General features: G+C 52.7%; 16 protein-coding genes and 4 tRNA genes. 7 read left to right on the plus strand and 13 right to left on the minus strand.

Annotated elements, in window-relative coordinates; translation table 11 throughout:
- The first annotated feature begins 361 nt into the window (after window positions 1-361).
- Both EPG66_RS04895 and EPG66_RS04900 read left to right on the plus strand, forming a co-directional pair.
- Entirely contained in the window at window positions 362-622 is a 261-nt protein-coding gene (locus EPG66_RS04895; protein WP_010246474.1) for a biofilm/acid-resistance regulator YmgB/AriR, read from the plus strand.
- 139 nt (window positions 623-761) lie between these two features.
- The gene (locus EPG66_RS04900; protein ID WP_022625901.1) at window positions 762-2267 is read left to right on the plus strand and encodes a SulP family inorganic anion transporter; all 1506 of its coding nucleotides are present in this window, start codon (window positions 762-764) and stop codon (window positions 2265-2267) included.
- A 34-nt stretch (window positions 2268-2301) separates the two neighbouring features.
- On the opposite strand, the gene EPG66_RS04905 is transcribed toward EPG66_RS04900, so the two are convergent.
- The gene (locus EPG66_RS04905) at window positions 2302-2502 is read right to left on the minus strand and encodes a DUF6404 family protein (RefSeq protein WP_010669807.1); all 201 of its coding nucleotides are present in this window, start codon (window positions 2500-2502) and stop codon (window positions 2302-2304) included.
- Between the two features lie 193 nt (window positions 2503-2695).
- Between EPG66_RS04905 and EPG66_RS04910 the strand changes: the two genes are divergently transcribed.
- A complete protein-coding gene (locus tag EPG66_RS04910; RefSeq protein WP_010246480.1) occupies window positions 2696-2863 on the plus strand; it encodes a hypothetical protein in 168 nt (55 codons plus the stop codon).
- Window positions 2864-2894: 31 nt separating this feature from the next.
- Here the strand turns inward: EPG66_RS04910 and EPG66_RS04915 are convergent, their stop codons facing one another.
- A complete protein-coding gene (locus EPG66_RS04915) occupies window positions 2895-3746 on the minus strand; it encodes a substrate-binding domain-containing protein (protein ID WP_083068398.1) in 852 nt (283 codons plus the stop codon).
- 179 nt (window positions 3747-3925) lie between these two features.
- Window positions 3926-3998 (minus strand) — tRNA-OTHER (locus EPG66_RS04920).
- A gap of 387 nt (window positions 3999-4385) precedes the next feature.
- Between EPG66_RS04920 and EPG66_RS04925 the strand changes: the two genes are divergently transcribed.
- Window positions 4386-4658 (plus strand): hypothetical protein, encoded by a 273-nt coding sequence (locus EPG66_RS04925; RefSeq protein ID WP_069026044.1) that lies wholly within the window; start codon window positions 4386-4388, stop codon window positions 4656-4658.
- A gap of 85 nt (window positions 4659-4743) precedes the next feature.
- Complete coding sequence (locus EPG66_RS04930) at window positions 4744-5046, plus strand: hypothetical protein (RefSeq protein WP_083068401.1); 303 nt, start codon at window positions 4744-4746, stop codon at window positions 5044-5046.
- A 612-nt stretch (window positions 5047-5658) separates the two neighbouring features.
- Here EPG66_RS04930 and EPG66_RS04935 read toward each other — a convergent pair.
- From EPG66_RS04935 to uvrY, 6 genes are all read right to left on the minus strand, one after another.
- A tRNA-Leu gene (locus EPG66_RS04935) sits at window positions 5659-5745 on the minus strand.
- Between the two features lie 10 nt (window positions 5746-5755).
- Window positions 5756-5829, minus strand: a tRNA-Cys gene (locus EPG66_RS04940).
- A gap of 40 nt (window positions 5830-5869) precedes the next feature.
- Window positions 5870-5945, minus strand: a tRNA-Gly gene (locus EPG66_RS04945).
- A 150-nt stretch (window positions 5946-6095) separates the two neighbouring features.
- Complete coding sequence (pgsA, locus tag EPG66_RS04950) at window positions 6096-6644, minus strand: CDP-diacylglycerol--glycerol-3-phosphate 3-phosphatidyltransferase (protein WP_010246604.1); 549 nt, start codon at window positions 6642-6644, stop codon at window positions 6096-6098.
- A 69-nt stretch (window positions 6645-6713) separates the two neighbouring features.
- On the minus strand, window positions 6714-8546 hold the full coding sequence (uvrC, locus tag EPG66_RS04955) for an excinuclease ABC subunit UvrC (RefSeq protein WP_182686120.1): 1833 nt from the start codon (window positions 8544-8546) through the stop codon (window positions 6714-6716).
- Window positions 8539-9198, minus strand: a complete 660-nt coding sequence (gene uvrY, locus EPG66_RS04960) for a UvrY/SirA/GacA family response regulator transcription factor (RefSeq protein WP_010246608.1) — start codon at window positions 9196-9198, stop codon at window positions 8539-8541. The genes uvrC and uvrY overlap by 8 nt, the downstream gene beginning before the upstream one ends.
- 432 nt (window positions 9199-9630) lie before the next feature.
- Between uvrY and EPG66_RS04965 the strand changes: the two genes are divergently transcribed.
- Window positions 9631-9855, plus strand: a complete 225-nt coding sequence (locus tag EPG66_RS04965; protein WP_003849983.1) for a DUF2594 family protein — start codon at window positions 9631-9633, stop codon at window positions 9853-9855.
- A 33-nt stretch (window positions 9856-9888) separates the two neighbouring features.
- On the opposite strand, the gene EPG66_RS04970 is transcribed toward EPG66_RS04965, so the two are convergent.
- From EPG66_RS04970 to EPG66_RS04980, 3 genes are all read right to left on the minus strand, one after another.
- Window positions 9889-10500, minus strand: coding sequence for an acyl-homoserine-lactone synthase (locus EPG66_RS04970; RefSeq protein ID WP_029518973.1), 612 nt, complete (start codon window positions 10498-10500; stop codon window positions 9889-9891).
- Between the two features lie 122 nt (window positions 10501-10622).
- Entirely contained in the window at window positions 10623-11345 is a 723-nt protein-coding gene (locus EPG66_RS04975; protein WP_031593542.1) for an autoinducer binding domain-containing protein, read from the minus strand.
- A 1171-nt stretch (window positions 11346-12516) separates the two neighbouring features.
- Window positions 12517-13212 (minus strand): extensin-like domain-containing protein, encoded by a 696-nt coding sequence (locus tag EPG66_RS04980; RefSeq protein ID WP_069026041.1) that lies wholly within the window; start codon window positions 13210-13212, stop codon window positions 12517-12519.
- Between the two features lie 286 nt (window positions 13213-13498).
- On the opposite strand from EPG66_RS04980, the gene cycA reads away from it, so the two are divergent.
- Entirely contained in the window at window positions 13499-14893 is a 1395-nt protein-coding gene (gene cycA, locus EPG66_RS04985) for a D-serine/D-alanine/glycine transporter (RefSeq protein WP_022625909.1), read from the plus strand.
- Window positions 14894-14940: 47 nt separating this feature from the next.
- Here cycA and EPG66_RS04990 read toward each other — a convergent pair whose 3' ends face one another.
- Window positions 14941-15915 (minus strand): metal-dependent hydrolase, encoded by a 975-nt coding sequence (locus EPG66_RS04990; protein ID WP_031593545.1) that lies wholly within the window; start codon window positions 15913-15915, stop codon window positions 14941-14943.
- Window positions 15916-15941 lie beyond the last annotated feature (26 nt).

The raw sequence follows: 15941 nt of genomic DNA on the forward strand, positions 1-15941 counted from the left end.
CGTTTTTGCCCATCCCGCCCCTCAGCCCCGCCGTTTGTACAGGTTATTTGTACAGCTTTCGTTTCGGAATAGTCCTTATAAGCTGCTGATAAGTGTCAAATAGCACACTTTGTTAAAGAATTCGTTTGTACAGATTGGGCTTCATTGTATAAGTTTACTGCCACGAGTTGTCATGCGACTCTGTAACGAATGATGCACTTGCGTCGCCTCTGAAGGTGTCAGTGGATTTCCACCTTCAGAGGTTATTTTTTCTGTTCAATTTGTGACACTGGTACCATCGCATCTGTCCATGCGGTGGTTTTTTTGATCGCTTTTGTCCTGACATCCGAACCGGAATCGGGCTGTTCTGAAGGGCTTACACATGCAATATATTCTTCCCCGGACCAATCAGGAAATCGCTGATTATTTTAATCCTGCCGCCAATAAACCCGCCAGCGAGATGGAGATGCTGGGTATCCTGGTTGCGGAAATTTTGCAGTCAGGCATGCCAGTGAACAATAAAGCGATTATCTCAAAGCTTATTCATCGGCTGGAGCTGGAAAGCGACAGGGAATTACTGGATATCTATCGACAGCTGCTTGAACTGGTGGTCCATAAAACCCCGGACGATTTTTCACTGTAGCATCGACTCCACGGAGGGAGTCATCCGCCTTTTTCTGGTATCTTCGCCAGTCGCCCGGTACTATCTGCCCCTCACTGTTTATCCTGATCTTCCCGCCCCTCGCGCGGGAGCAAAATAACTAAAGAGCCTGCAATCCTTTATGACTCAAACCAATGATATTGCCGCAACCGACGTTGTGGCGGGCGATATCAGTGTAGGGCGCGTTCTGCGTTCGCCTGCACTGCTGACCCGCGAATGCCTGGCCGGGGTGATTACCGCGCTGGCGCTGATCCCTGAAGTGATCTCCTTTTCCGTTATTGCCGGTGTAGACCCTAAAGTCAGCCTCGTCGCCTCGGTGGTGCTCTGCCTGACCCTGTCGATACTGGGCGGACGCCCGGCGATGGTAACAGCGGCTGCGGGTTCAGTGGCGCTGGTTATCGGGCCGATGGTCCATCTGCACGGCGTTGAATATATTCTGCCCGCGGTGGTGATGGGCGGCGTCATTCAGATTCTGTTTGGTGTGGCTGGTCTGGCGCGCATGATGCGTTATATTCCCCGCTCGGTGATGCTGGGATTTGTGAATGCGCTCGGCGTGCTGATTTTCTTTGCTCAGGTGCCGCACGTCTGGGGGCAGTCATCACTGGTGTGGATCTTCTTTGCCGTCACACTGGCTATCGTGCTGTTGTTGCCGCGTCTGATAAAAAGTGTTCCTTCACCGCTGGTTGCCATTGTGGTAGTGACTGCCGTCGCGCTGTTAATGGGCTATCGCATGCCGAACGTGGGCGATGAAGGGCCGATGAGTCCCGGTCTGCCCGGTTTTAACAGCCTGCTGGTGCCACTTAACCTGCAGACCCTGCAGATTATCTGGCCCACGGCCCTGAGCATCGCCTTTGTCGGGCTGATGGAGTCACTGCTGACCGCCAAACTGGTCGATGACCTGACCGATACCCCCTCCAGTAAGCGTCGTGAGTCCTGGGGCCTGGGTGTGGCGAATATTCTGGCGGGCTTTTATGGCGGTATCGCCGGGTGCGCGATGATAGGTCAGACCATCGTCAATGTTGAACTGGGCCGGGCGCGTAGCCGGGTTTCCACCGTAGCCGCCGGTCTGGTGCTGCTGTTACTGGTGACCGGACTGAGCAGGATTATGGCGCAAATCCCGATGGTGGTACTGGCCGGGATCATGATGGTGGTGGCCGTAAAAACCGTTAACTGGCATAGCCTGCAACCCGCTACCCTGAAACGTATGCCGTGGTCAGAGACGCTGATTATGGTGCTGACGGTAGCGGTGACTGTCTGGACAGGTAATCTGGCTCTGGGCGTTCTGGCTGGGGTAATTCTGGCTATGCTGCTGTTTGCCCGCCGTATTGCGCACGTTATTCATGCGGAGCGTCAGCTGAGCGAAGATGGCGAGTCGGTGCGCTATGTGGTGCGCGGCCCGCTGTTTTTCGCCAGCAGCAACGATCTGTTCGAGCATTTCGATTATGCCCATGACCCTAAAAAGGTCACTATCGATTTAACGCACGCGCAAATCTGGGATGCGTCCAGCGTCGCGGCGCTGGATGGCATTGAGTATCGCTATCAGCGTTATGGCGCAGAGGTAACCATTGAGGGGCTGGATCCACGCAGCACGGACTTCCATCAGCGCCTGACCGGTAATTTCGGCTAAAAACGCCATTCTGCTGCCTCTCCGGCAGCAGAACTCACTCAGCCTGTTGCCGCCGCGCGCGGTAGCGGCCAACCATGGTAATCAGCGCCTGGTAGATTAAACCGGCGTAGAGACTTGTCAGAATCGCCAGACCAGGCTCTTTGCCCTGCTGATGCCATGACATAAACCACATGAATACGCCCCACAGTACAGAGAACACCAGCCACCCGCGGACGAACTTCATCATGCCATTCATAACGACTCCTCTTAAATGAAGCGCTACCTTAGCGCGCTCCGGTCTGAAACGCATTGCCAGCATGCACGAGTTGCGAGGCGTCTCAAATAATCGTCGACAATTTGCCATGCGTGTTGATGATTTAGCCCTCTCCGGGCGATTTTGTTGCGATTCTCTATACTCAACGTTCCGCTTACCTGATCGGGGAATTACGATGAAACGTACTGCTTATCTGTTATCCACACTGGCTATCCTCGCCACGCTTACGGCCTGTGCACCGCCGCCACCGGGCAGAGATGCCCCGCCACCGCCGCCACCTGGCGGGCAGCAGCCGGTGGGCGCACCTGGCGGCAGCGGCCCGGCAGGACAACCGCAGGCCTGACAATATTCTGCCAGCCTGCGTTGCGGGCTGGTTAATGCCGGAAGGCGCAGCCGCAGGCTGACATCTCACCCGGCAGCACTTTGCCTGCGTGAGAGTGACGCCGCTGTAATTGCTCCTGCTCTTCAGCACTGCTGTTGCCTGCCTGCTGTCCCAGCCAGCGATCCAGCGCGCGGCCAGCGATCTGCCGGATGTCAGGTGACCAGCTGGTAAGATGCCAGGTTGAGCTGCGGGCTTCTTCACTATCGCCAAAACCTGCCACTGCCAGATGGATGCCCTGACCAAAATCCCGAATCGCCTGCATTGCACCAAAGGCCATCAGGTCGCTTTCACAGAAGAGTGCCTGAATACGCTCAGCAGCACGTGTCTTTTTCAGATAAAACATCATCGCCTGGTAAGCGCAGTCACGATCATCACTACCTACAGTCAGTTCGGCGTTCAGCGCCATGCCCGCCGCCAGCAGAGTGGCGCGATAGCCCTGTTTTTGCGCCAGTGCGCCTGGCTGACCCTGCATGAAGCCAAACCGCTGATGCCCCTGTTTAAGCAATAATTCCGCTGTCATCTCACCCGCCCGCAGTGCATCCGCCTGCAGTTCAGGCTCAGCGTCAATCTGAAGCACTGGCAAATGGCAGGCATCAGTAACGCGGTTACCGGGGAGTAACAGCAAACCACGCAGCCCGAGCGGTGTAGCCTGCCGGATAAGTGCGGTCAGCGTGTCTTCGGTTTCAGCACTCAGTAGCACCGTGATAACACCGCGCGCGTTAAGCTGGCGCATCACTTCGTCCAGCATTTTTTGTTGATAGGGATTGAGCAACTGGCTGGCGACAACACCGATAACCGGGGCTACCGCCGGTTCAGTTAAGTCAGGTGTGAAAGGTGTAATCATTGGCGTTAATTCTCTGCGGCGGCAAACAATAGCTACCACAATACGGTAAACCACACCGTTTCAACAGGTTACAGAGTTCGACACAGGCCGCAAAAATGAGTGAAATCGGATGTAATTGGGATGGATCGGCAGAACCCCTAAAGGGATAAGGCTGGTGTTTACGTAGATGCAGGAGAGGGACCGGGCAGCAGGAGTTGAACCCGCATCGTCAACCCGTTAAGAGTTGCAGTAATACCTTTATACCATGCCCGAATGGCGTGCCTGGAAAAGCCGCGCTGTGTGAACAGGAAGCGTAGTACGACTCTCTGACCAGGCAAGCGCAAGCGGTAACTATTTTCAAAACATGGATGAGTTGGTTGCTAATTAAACCTATTAATACGTTATCTTCTCGCTATATACATTTTTAAAATTACCAAAGTGCACCGCTTTTTAAAAAATATAATTCTACAACATCCATTACCCCGAAAATGAATTATTAAGGCCCCAAACATTATCTGTGACCTACTTCTGGGGTTTATTGATAAACATTGAAACTTTTGGATATATTGCTATTTATATTATTATCAGTGGCCCCTTATAATCCCCCCTGTTATGTCAGAGGTGGCATAACAATATCATCTATTAAAAAAGGGAATGACCATGAAAGAGCTTAGCGTAAATCAAATCGAAATGGTTTCTGGTGCAGGTTGGCAGGAGAGTTTTGAAGGCGCTGTTATTGGCGCGACGACCTATGCGTTTATCGGTGGTAAATGGGCGATGGCTTCAGGTATCACCAGCTTCGGTGTTGCTCAACTCGTAGGCACCTTCCTGGGCCTTGCTATCGGTGGGGTCGGCGGTGCACTGTATGGCGCAACCCATACATCCGAGCAGGTTGAAACCTTCTTCAACAACGTCATGGATTTTGCTGGTTAATACGTTAAGCCATCAGGAGAGTGCTATACCAGGAATGAATCCAGGATAGCACTCTTTTTTATTTTTAAATCAGAGAAAATATCTTATGCGACATCTGAGTCATCATGAAATAAGCATCGTTGCAGGCGGTGTCGCAACCGCTATTGAAGTTGAAGCAACGGGTGAAGCCATTTTAAATGGCGCAGTAATTGGCGCAACAATACTTTCATTTTCTTTTGGCAAATGGGCTGGAGGGATTGCGGGCCTGTTGACTTTCGGCCTGTCACAACTCGTCGGTGTCGCGGCTGGTCTGGCTATTGGCGGAATTGGTGGTGCGATTTATGGCGCCTCTCATACACCCGCAGAATCAGAGGGTTTCTTTATGGGTATCCTCAAAGATATCGGCTGAAAAAAAATTAATCGGAATGTAGCACATCTTTTTAAACTGTTCGTTTTCTCACACAGTATAAAAATGTCAGACATGTGGCCAGCCATTTCTAAGCTGGCCGCCTTTTAGCGCCGTTAAACCTTCAACATCTCACTTCTCTGAGCAGACATCATCTGCAGTTATGTCCTCCCCTATGTAAACCATGTGGCAATGCTTTTACTGCAACTCTTCCAGTCTTTCATTCCTTCGGGATTCAGGAATGAGTTAAGCAGCCCGATCAGCTACACCTGAAGGGCTGTTCAGATATCTGGACATGTGGCAATCCGCAATCAATGAAAACGGTTCCTATCCGGAACCTGTGCAACGTCGTTTGCATGAATGTCGTAATGCTCCTCAGAGAAATGGCGGCTCAGGCTCTGCCTCTCCAGGCACATTGATCAATTACCAGGCATCACCAGGAAACAAAGAAGTGGCGAACAACAACTGCTTCACAGTCAGTTAACTGATGCAGGATCATTGTGACAGAAAGGAGACAGTTATTGCGGAATGACAGGCACAAAAAAACCGCCCTTGGGCGGTTACGACATTACTGCATATTGCTTTTATTTTATTAGATTTTCTTCGGCAGAAATATGGTGCCCGGGGCGGGACTTGAACCCGCACAGCCTTACAGCCGAGGGATTTTAAATCCCTTGTGTCTACCGATTTCACCACCCGGGCAGGGTGTAACTGGAGGCGCGTCCCGGAGTCGAACCGAGGTACACGGATTTGCAATCCGCTGCATAGCCACTCTGCCAACGCGCCTTAAACTGATGTGCCGTCAGGTTAACCTGACCTGCGAATCTGGAGCGGGAAACGAGACTCGAACTCGCGACCCCGACCTTGGCAAGGTCGTGCTCTACCAACTGAGCTATTCCCGCAATTCAGCAATTTCGTCGAACCTGCTGATTTTATTTATCTTCTGGCAGCCTGGCTGCCGTTCGATGCGATGCATTCTACTTAGATGACGCAATGAGTCAATAAAATTATCCTCACAGCGCGTCCGTTTGCTGCTTTTTAAATCGTATCGATCACGGTTCGAGCAGATCGCCGCGCGCGGCGCTTAAATACTGGAACATAGACCAGAAAGTCAGCACGGCAGCAATGTATAACGCCACCACACCAATCGCCACGACGGTGGCATCAGGACGCCACAGCAAGGCAAACAGTGAGAACATCTGGGCAGTGGTTTTCACTTTACCAATCCAGGAAACCGACACGCTGCTGCGTTTACCAATCTCCGCCATCCATTCACGCAACGCAGAGATAATGATCTCGCGTGCAATCATGGTGGCGGCGGGCAGCGTAATCCACCAGGCGTGGAAATATTCAGCCACCAGCACCAGCGCAATGGCCACCATCACTTTATCCGCTACCGGATCGAGAAACGCACCAAAGCGTGTTGTCTGCTTCCAGCGGCGCGCCAGAAAGCCATCAAACCAGTCGGTGATGGCAGCAAAAACAAAGATCAGTGCAGTCGCCAGCGGCGCCCAGGTGAACGGCAGATAGAAAGCCAGCACAAAGAACGGGATGAGCACGACTCGAAACAGGGTGAGACACGTCGGGATGTTTAATTGCATATGCCGGTAACTGTCTGGATATAGGTAGAATTTAGCCTATGTTCCTACATTGCCCCCCCCGTTTCAATGCTAGTGTTTCAACGAGTAGTATATTTTTTCTGCCAGAGCATGTGAGATACCGGGTACATTGGCGATCTCCTCCACCGACGCGTTCATCAGCGGTTGCAGGCCCCCCATGTACTTAAGCAGTTGCTGACGCCGTTTAGGCCCCACCCCTTCGATGCTTTCCAGTGCGCTGGTGTTCTTTACTTTGGCCCGTTTTTTACGGTGGCCTGAAATGGCATGATTGTGAGCGTCATCACGAATATGCTGGATCACATGCAGCGCCGGCGCATCGGGTGGCAGTGAAACGCCCTCACCTTCCGCTTCAAAGAACAGCGTCTCCAGTCCGGCTTTACGATCGCTGCCTTTCGCTACGCCGAGTAAAATCGGCCGGCTTTTGTCCCAGGGCACATCCAGTTCCGCGAAGACCTGCTTCGCCTGAGACAGCTGGCCCTTACCGCCATCGATCAGAATCACATCCGGAATCTTATCTTCTTCAATCGCTTTACCATAGCGGCGGCGTAGCACCTGATTCATGGCGGCGTAGTCATCCCCCGGCGTAATACCGCTGATGTTGTAGCGACGATAATCGGCACGCAGCGGACCATTCTGGTCGAACACTACGCAGGAGGCGATGGTCTGCTCACCCATGGTATGACTGATATCGAAACACTCCATGCGTTTAATTTTGTCCAGCTCAAGAAACTCCGCCAGCGCCATCAGCCGCTGATGAATTGTGGAGTGCTGTGACAGCCGGGTGGTTAACGCCGTCGCGGCGTTGGTACGCGCCAGTTTGAGATAACGGGCGCGATCCCCGCGCGGCTTGCTCTGAATACTCACCCGACGTCCGGCCAGTTCACTGAGCGACTCAGCCAGCAGTTCACGTTCTGGCAAGGTGAAGTCCAGCAGAATATCGCCAGGCAGCGTACGTGCCTCACTGCCCTGCAGGTAGAACTGCCCGACAAAGGTCTGAACGACCTCAGCCAGATCGGTATCGACGGGCACTTTCGGGAAGTAGCTGCGGCTGCCTAAGACTTTGCCCTGACGGATAAACAGCACGTGGAGACAGGCCATGCCCGCTTCATAAGCCACACCCATCACATCAAGGTCATCGCCCTGATTCGAGACAAACTGCTTTTCGGTGATCCGTCGCACAGCCTGAATCTGATCGCGCAGGCGTGCCGCCTCTTCAAAGCGCAGGCCCGTGCTCGCCTCTTCCATCCGTTTGACCAGCTGGTTGAGAACCTGATCGTCTTTACCCGCCAGGAACAGGCGCACGTAATCGGTCTGCTGTGCATACTCCTCCTCACTGACCAGTCCCGCGACACAGGGACCCAGACAGCGGCCAATCTGATATTGCAGACAGGGCCGGGAGCGATTGCGGTAGACGCTGTTTTCGCACTGGCGGATAGGGAAAACTTTTTGCAGCAATCCCAGCGTTTCACGCACCGCATAGCCGTTGGGGAACGGGCCAAAGTATTCGCCTTTGGCATGCTTTGCACCACGGTGCATCGCCAGTCGCGGATGGGTATCGCTGCTAAGAAAGATGTAGGGGTAAGATTTATCGTCGCGCAGCAGCACGTTGTAGCGCGGCTGGTAGAGCTTGATGTAGTTATGCTCAAGCAGCAGCGCTTCGGTTTCGGTGTGGGTTACGGTGACATCGATGTGCTGGATATTGCTAACCAGCGCTTCGGTTTTGCGGCTGCCGACCTGAGTGCGGAAGTAGCTGGTCAGACGCTTCTTCAGGTCTTTGGCTTTGCCTACATAGATGACGGTGCATGAGGCGTCATACATGCGGTAAACACCGGGCTTGCTGGTTACCGTACTCAGAAAGGCTTTGGGATCAAAAACGTCATTCACTACTGATTAACGGCTCCGCATTATAGAGGCCATGTCGAATGGCCAGATGCGTTAACTCTACGTCGCCACTGATATTCAGCTTGCTGAACATCCGGTAGCGGTAACTGTTAACGGTTTTAGGACTGAGATTTAACTGCTCGGAAATTTCCGTCACCTTTTGTCCACGGGTGATCATCAGCATAATCTGCAATTCCCTTTCCGACAAACAGCTGAAGGGGGATTCCGCTTTTTGTGGCTCAATCTGGCTCAGCGCCATCTGCTGGGCGATATCTGAAGCGATGTAGCGCTGTCCGGCATTGACCGAGCGAATCGCATTGATCACCTCCTGTGGCGCAGCCCCTTTACTGAGGTAGCCTGCAGCCCCCGCCTGCATCACTTTCGCAGGTAGCGGATTTTCCGTGTGAATGGTCAGCATGATGATTTTGATATCGGGATTGTAACGCACGATTTTGCGCGTCGCCTCCAGTCCACCGATGCCCGGCATGTTCATGTCCATGAGGATCACATCAACCTGATTGGCACGACACCACTTAGCGGCATCCTCGCCACAGTTGACCTCTCCGACCACGGCCAGACCTTTGACATCCTCCAGGATGCGACGGATTCCGGCACGGACAAGTTCATGGTCATCAACAAGAAGCACACTGATCAACGGGGAAACTCCAGAGGCTAAAAAAAGAGGAAGCAATTAATGAATACAGGCGATAATCATACCCGTTTTTACCTCAAAAGCACATCAACAAACCAAAACAGTCGACGCTTTGCATAACGATTTCCAGCCCCGTGCAGCCAGCAATAACAGAGATTTCTTACCACCGACAGGCGTACTGAATAATCCTTAAACTCTTCGTATTTCATGGCATTAACACCAAGTCTGGCTGTCCCTTATCGCTGCAGGCCCTTGTGATATCTGGCCCGGCAACGCCTGTAATTACTTTCAGCGATTGATTAGTTGTACTGGACAAACCAGCTATTTATAGCGAAGCGAACCGGCTGCTCCAGCAACTTACTGCCCCTGTGGTATACTCACGCACTGCTGCTCGGACAGATTGCCGACACATTGTCATTCACCAAGGAGAAACGCATGAGCGATGAAGATTTTGCAACTTCGCAGGAAGCCCGGAAATTAGCGGATGAAATCGCGGGTCTGAAGATGATGATCACCCTGATCCTGAAAGGTATGGGCCAGGCTGATGCCGGCAAAGTGATTATCAATATGGAACGCTATGTACAGACGCTGGGCGACAAGCCCCAGGCCGAAGTATTCAGCAATACCATTAAGCAGATTAAAACAGCCTACCGTCAGTAAGCTTGCTTGCCCCCAGCCGCGGGGGCAAATTAATTAACTATGCGCCTGCCAGTTAACCGAAACGCCCAGCGTAGGCAGCACCTCTTCCGGACTAAAGCGCCGCGTTCCCCGATACTTTTCAGCCAGCGCTGGCTGAACCACCGGAATACGGATCGCAAACAGATTATCTTCTGACAGAATAAGTCCCGGCGTCAGCGGCTCATACACCACCTGATGCTCTTCAAACATCTTCTCCAGCATCGGCGTTGCCGAACTGATGATGTATTCCATACCGTTCAATTCTGCCAGCTGCACGGCGTGCCAGAGAATATTCAGTGGCAGCTCAGCGTCCACATCCAGCCGTGCCGAGAAGCGCGACATTTCCCACACTTTCTCATGGCTGAAAGGCAGTACGATGCCTTCACTCAGTTCAGGTTCGAACCAGGGCATCAGACGCGCACAGCCGCTGATGCCCTCCCGCGCATTCCATGCGATCAGCCAGGTGACATCTGAACGATCGTAGCGATCATATTCCTGTCCTGGCGTGCTCAGACGTGGCGGAATTGACCACCCTTCGCCGCGCGCAAAGACGCTGTATCGGTAGCTGCCGAGTTCGGCAAGCAAAGAGGATGGCATATCCTTTAATTGCGTTTGCACTATTTTCATCATGCGCCTCTGACATCCCCATGTTTGCAATGATTTCTTTGCGCCAGCCTGGCAAAGTCCCGGCGCAGAATAGACAACAGACCTGTGCAAAGGAACAGCTAAATGTAGCCGTTGCTTTAAGTTCAGATCAGTCCGATTGCCGCTGCATAGCAGGCAATCTGCGTTTTATTGGAAACATTGAAACGCTTTTGCATATTTTTTTGGTGAAAGTTAACGGTATGTTCAGAGATGGATAAAATAAGTGAAATTTCGACCGCCGTTTTTCCTTCGGCTGTCCATTTCAAAATTTCCAGCTCGCGCTGACTAAACTCTTTTTTTAGTACCATCATTGCATCATCGCTAAAGCGTTCCAGCGTATCCAGACTTAGTTCCGCTAAAAGGTGTAGTTTCACCTCCAGCTCAGCATGGCAGAGCTGGACAGAAATGGGCTGTTGCGACGATATAGATAATATACCAATGACGCGATTTGGTGCCATTGCAGAGCAAGAAAATCCGCTCTGCAGCCCATATTCTCTCGCCTCACGCCACAAATTGCTGGCGTCAGCGAACAGTTCCTCCGTCCACGCCATGCCTCTGCCCGGTCGCTGACACAACCTGAGCACCGGATCGACAGCGTAATAATTCTGCTTCTCATAGCGTTTAACCCATAGTTTGGGATAGGTGCTATGTAAATGAATACGCGGTCGGGTAAAAGGCACCGGGTGCTGAATCAAAAAGGCAAAATAATCGAAGCCTAATGATTCAATAAATTGTTGCAATAACGGCTTCAATTCAGAAGAAACCGTTAATGCCTGAAATTTTTCTTTCGCCTCAGCTCGCCAGGCGAAATAATTTTCAGTACTCATATTGCCTCAGCGTTAATTTCACTCGCCCTTCCGGTAATATTCATTCAGATTCATCGGATAAAATAAATTTGCAGAAGAAAACTAATTTATCGTGCAGGACGAACCTGTCCCGATCTACAGCGCATTTAACCTTTCACCGTTGGAGCGGAGTGAAAAAGTGTTCCTGCCTTTACAAGGTGAGGCCGATCACAGCAATTTCAATCACCCCAGAAGAATAAGATTTTTCTGATAGGATTTCAATCCCTGACCTCCGGTGCAATTTTTTCTCAGACTTGAAAAGTCTGCTGAAAATATTGAATCGCGATGCTGATTGTTGGGTAAATAACGAGTAAACAAGGCGTTAATTACTCCATTATAAGCGAAGCCGCAGTGGCAAATTTCTGACATATTTTTTATCAGGAAATAAGACCGGCTATGTCATTGCAGCCATCAGGACAGGCTTCGTCAGACGTCCCCGCTGCCCCTGTGGCGTCTGCTGAGGCAGCTAACCGGCTTGCTGCCCGCGCCACGCGCTTGCCGGTTACAGACCTGTCCCGGTTTTCAGTGGCAGCCCTGTAAGCGTAACGATGGGCTGTTTAATAAACCTTTTCTGCTCTCCCCTGCCCGACCGTGCTCTGCGCCAGTCGATTCATATCCTGCTGTGGTTTATCCACTTACCTGACTGCGGGTACCTGACCCAGGACAGCACGGCCGTAATAGTCACCTTTACTTAATCTGCTACCTGGCCGCAATACGTGGCGAAGATCACTATTTGCGGCGTAACGCTCAGCACTGACTCTATTTTAATCAGTTAAATCACTTTACCGATAGTCACGCAACTAAATCATCTGAAAATAAATTTGCAGGTAAAATCCGTTCTTTTCTTAATCACGCACTTTTTTATTTATGCGATACCTTTCCCTTATTTCTGCCAGCGCAATCATGAAATAATTTCATCATGCCGCCAGCAGGCGCTGAGCAAATGACGCTGAGAATTTGCGCAAGAGTTTTATCCCGCAGGCATCGTTTTATTCTTACAAATGGCCCTGAAATCGGTTTTTTTAGGAGCATCCTGACCTGTTGTCAGACTATTTCAGTAAGGGATCAGGTTCAGCAATGATAACTGGATGGGTTTTACTGGCACCATAAGAACATTTCTTAATCAAACACGGTATTAATCCTGTCTGATGATTTATCGGCAGTATCCTGCACCACGCATACCCAGATGAAAATGTGAGGCGTGAGCGGCGTTATAGTCCGGCCCCAGCGCATTGCCGAATACCTCACAGCCGCCACGCCACAGCGTATGAAGCATTGCCGCTTTTTCTTCCGGCTGTTGCCAGTGACGACTGACCTCAAGCCGCTGGCCATCAGCCAACTGGAAGCCTGTCACATCCCAGGCATCGGCGGTGGCATGTTCACTGAGCCGCCCCTGGGCACGATGATAAATATTACGGCAGGCGTAACTGCCGACATGGGTAATTCGTACCAGTGGACTGTGCAACTCTCTGGCGATCTGTTCACGACTGCGCAGAGCATACATGGTGCTGGCGACGGCCATAGGGCAACTGGCCAGAAAGCTGCTGCTGAGGCTGACCGGGCCAAATTTCTGAACCCGCAGCGGATGACTGAGCGGACAGTGACCCGTGACGTCCGGACGCTCGCTGAAGCTGACCCAGCCCGCCTGTTGAGCGCGGCGCATCACCGCCAGACATGCGTCAGGATCGCTGGCCAGCCTTTTCATCTTAATCTGCGTCATCCAGCCCGGCGGATCGGTAACAGAGAGTGGCGTAAAGGGATTAAACTGCGGCGGCAGATGCTGCTTAAGCCAGGGTAAGCTGACCCATCCCAGCGCAAGCAACAGCAAAAACAGGATAAGCGTGCGCATAGTCCCTCTCGCAGGTTGATGATTAGCAAACAAAAAGTGTAGAAGCCCATCGCCCTTTACGCCGCCTGACTGACATAACGTGATGAATAATTACCCAGACTGACGAAGGTTTGAACAAAATCGCGCTTTATTGCTGCTTCCGGGACGGCAGGCATCACAATTGGTAAAAAAGCGTTACCCGATTCCGGCTCTCTTCCTCTATCTTATGCCGACTTGCCCTCAGGCAGACGCCTTGACTAACAGCCAGCAGAGCTGAACACAACATCACGACAGGAAAGACAATTCTATGGTTGATCAATCTAAAGAAACCGCAAGCACCCACGAAACGCCCGATAAACTCCAGCGCAATCTGCACAATCGTCACATCCAGCTGATCGCCATTGGTGGCGCTATCGGTACCGGCCTGTTTATGGGTTCCGGTAAAACCATCAGCCTGGCTGGCCCCTCGATCATTTTCGTCTATATGATCATCGGTTTTATGCTGTTCTTTGTGATGCGCGCCATGGGGGAACTGCTGCTCTCCAACCTTGAGTACAAATCCTTTAGCGATTTTGCCGCTGATCTGCTTGGCCCGTGGGCAGGCTACTTTACCGGCTGGACCTACTGGTTCTGTTGGGTGGTAACCGGCATTGCCGACGTGGTGGCAATCAGCGCCTATTTCCAGCTCTGGTTTCCGGGCTTCTCGATCTGGATGAGCGCCCTGCTCTGCGTGGTGGTTTTTCTGGCGCTCAACATTGCCACCGTCAAGCTGTTTGGCGAGATGGAGTTCTGGTTCGCGATCATTAAAATTGTCGCCATTGTGGCGCTGATCGTAACCGGGATTGTGCTGGTATCGATTCACTACCCTTCACCGGGCGGCGGCACAGCGTCACTCAGCAACATCTGGGATCACGGCGGCATGTTCCCGAAAGGCCTCAGCGGCTTCTTTGCCGGCTTCCAGATTGCGGTGTTTGCCTTTGTCGGCATTGAACTGGTGGGCACGGCAGCGGCTGAAACCCACAATCCGCATAAAGTGTTACCGCGCGCGATTAATGCGATTCCGTTGCGGGTCATTATGTTTTACGTGCTGGCGCTGATGGTGATTATGGCTGTAACGCCCTGGACCCAGGTGATGGCCGATCGCAGTCCGTTTGTTGAGATGTTCGTTCTGATTGGTCTGCCTGCTGCTGCGAGTATCGTTAACTTTGTGGTGCTGACTTCTGCCGCCTCCTCAGCCAACAGCGGCATCTTCTCCACCAGCCGTATGCTCTATGGCCTGTCGCAGCAGGGTGTGGCCAGCCGCGCCTTTGGCCGACTCTCTGCCCGTGCGGTGCCGACTACCGGCCTGTTTTTCTCCTGCCTGTGCCTGCTGATTGGAGTGGCGTTGATCTACCTGATCCCGGATGTGATGAAGGTCTTCACGCTGGTGACCACCGTCTCGGCCATTCTGTTTATGTTCGTCTGGACCATCATTCTGTGCAGCTATCTGGCCTACCGTAAAAAGCATCCGCAGCGCCATGCGGAGTCGGCATTTAAGATGCCGCTGGGCAAATTCATGTGCTGGGTCTGCATGGCATTTTTCGCATTTGTGCTGGTGCTGCTGACGCTGCAGGAAGATACGCGCCAGGCGCTGATGGTTACGCCACTCTGGTTTGCCCTGCTTGGTGTAGGCTGGATGCTGCGTAATCGTCGTAGCCGCTAATCGGTAATATCATGAACAAAGCCCGGTCAGATGACCGGGCTTTTTTTTTACAGGCGATCGCCCAGCGCAGAGAAAATGGCGGATAAAGAGGGGCGTTCATAAGGTAAGCGCTGCGGCCGGGGATCGGGCTGCTGAGGCGTGCCCAGACCAAAGGTGAAGGTATACTTATCGCCTTCGCCCATGCGCAGGTCGGCAATCGTCGTCTGCCCGTCCTGCTCACGCAGGGCGTAAAAGCCGTGGCTGAACCAGGCAACACGTTCTGCATACCAGCTGCCCCGAAAGGCGTCGAACAGCTCAGGATGACGCGGGTACCACGCCACCTGCAGTGGCCGTGAGGGCGACAATAGCGACCAGTAAACTTCACCATAGCGATCCGGCGTCATAATCACGCTGCGCCATACCAGCGTATTAAAGGCCGTCGGCGTCACCAGCACTTTATTGTCCGGAATACCCTGCTCCGCCAGCGAAGCTCTGATCTGCCAGCCTGCAACGCCCTGAATCATCACACTCCAGACCAGATAAAGGGTACTCAGCATCAGCCCGAGCCGGTTTCCGCGCAGCCCTTTATCACTGCGCCGCCAGAGCGCGACGCCCAGGCCTGCCAGCAGCGGCAGCGTATAGAGTGGATCGACGATGTAGATACTGCCGATGGCGTAAGGATAATCGGTGATCGGCAGGCCAAGCTGGGTGCCATACACCGTCATCAAATCGAGCAGCGGATGGGTGATCAGCGCCAGCCAGATGGCAGGCCACCATGCTGCCCACTTCACCCGCTGGCGAAACAGCCCCGCCACCAGCCATGCAATCAGTGGCGAGAGCAGCGTGAGCCAGAGCAGCGCATGCGTTTCCGTGCGATGCAGGGTCATGTTGCGTATCGCATCGCCATGATCAAGAAAGACATCGAGATCGGGTAAGGTACCGCAGACGCCGCCCACCAGCGCGGCCTGCCAGACCGGTACCCGACGTCCCATCACTGCGACACTGACTGAGGCACCCAGCACCAGCTGCGAAACAGAATCCATTGATTAACTCCGTACCTGAACCGTGG

It is taken from the genome of Pantoea pleuroti, assembly GCF_014156615.1.
In the GTDB taxonomy this organism is placed as follows: domain Bacteria; phylum Pseudomonadota; class Gammaproteobacteria; order Enterobacterales; family Enterobacteriaceae; genus Pantoea; species Pantoea agglomerans.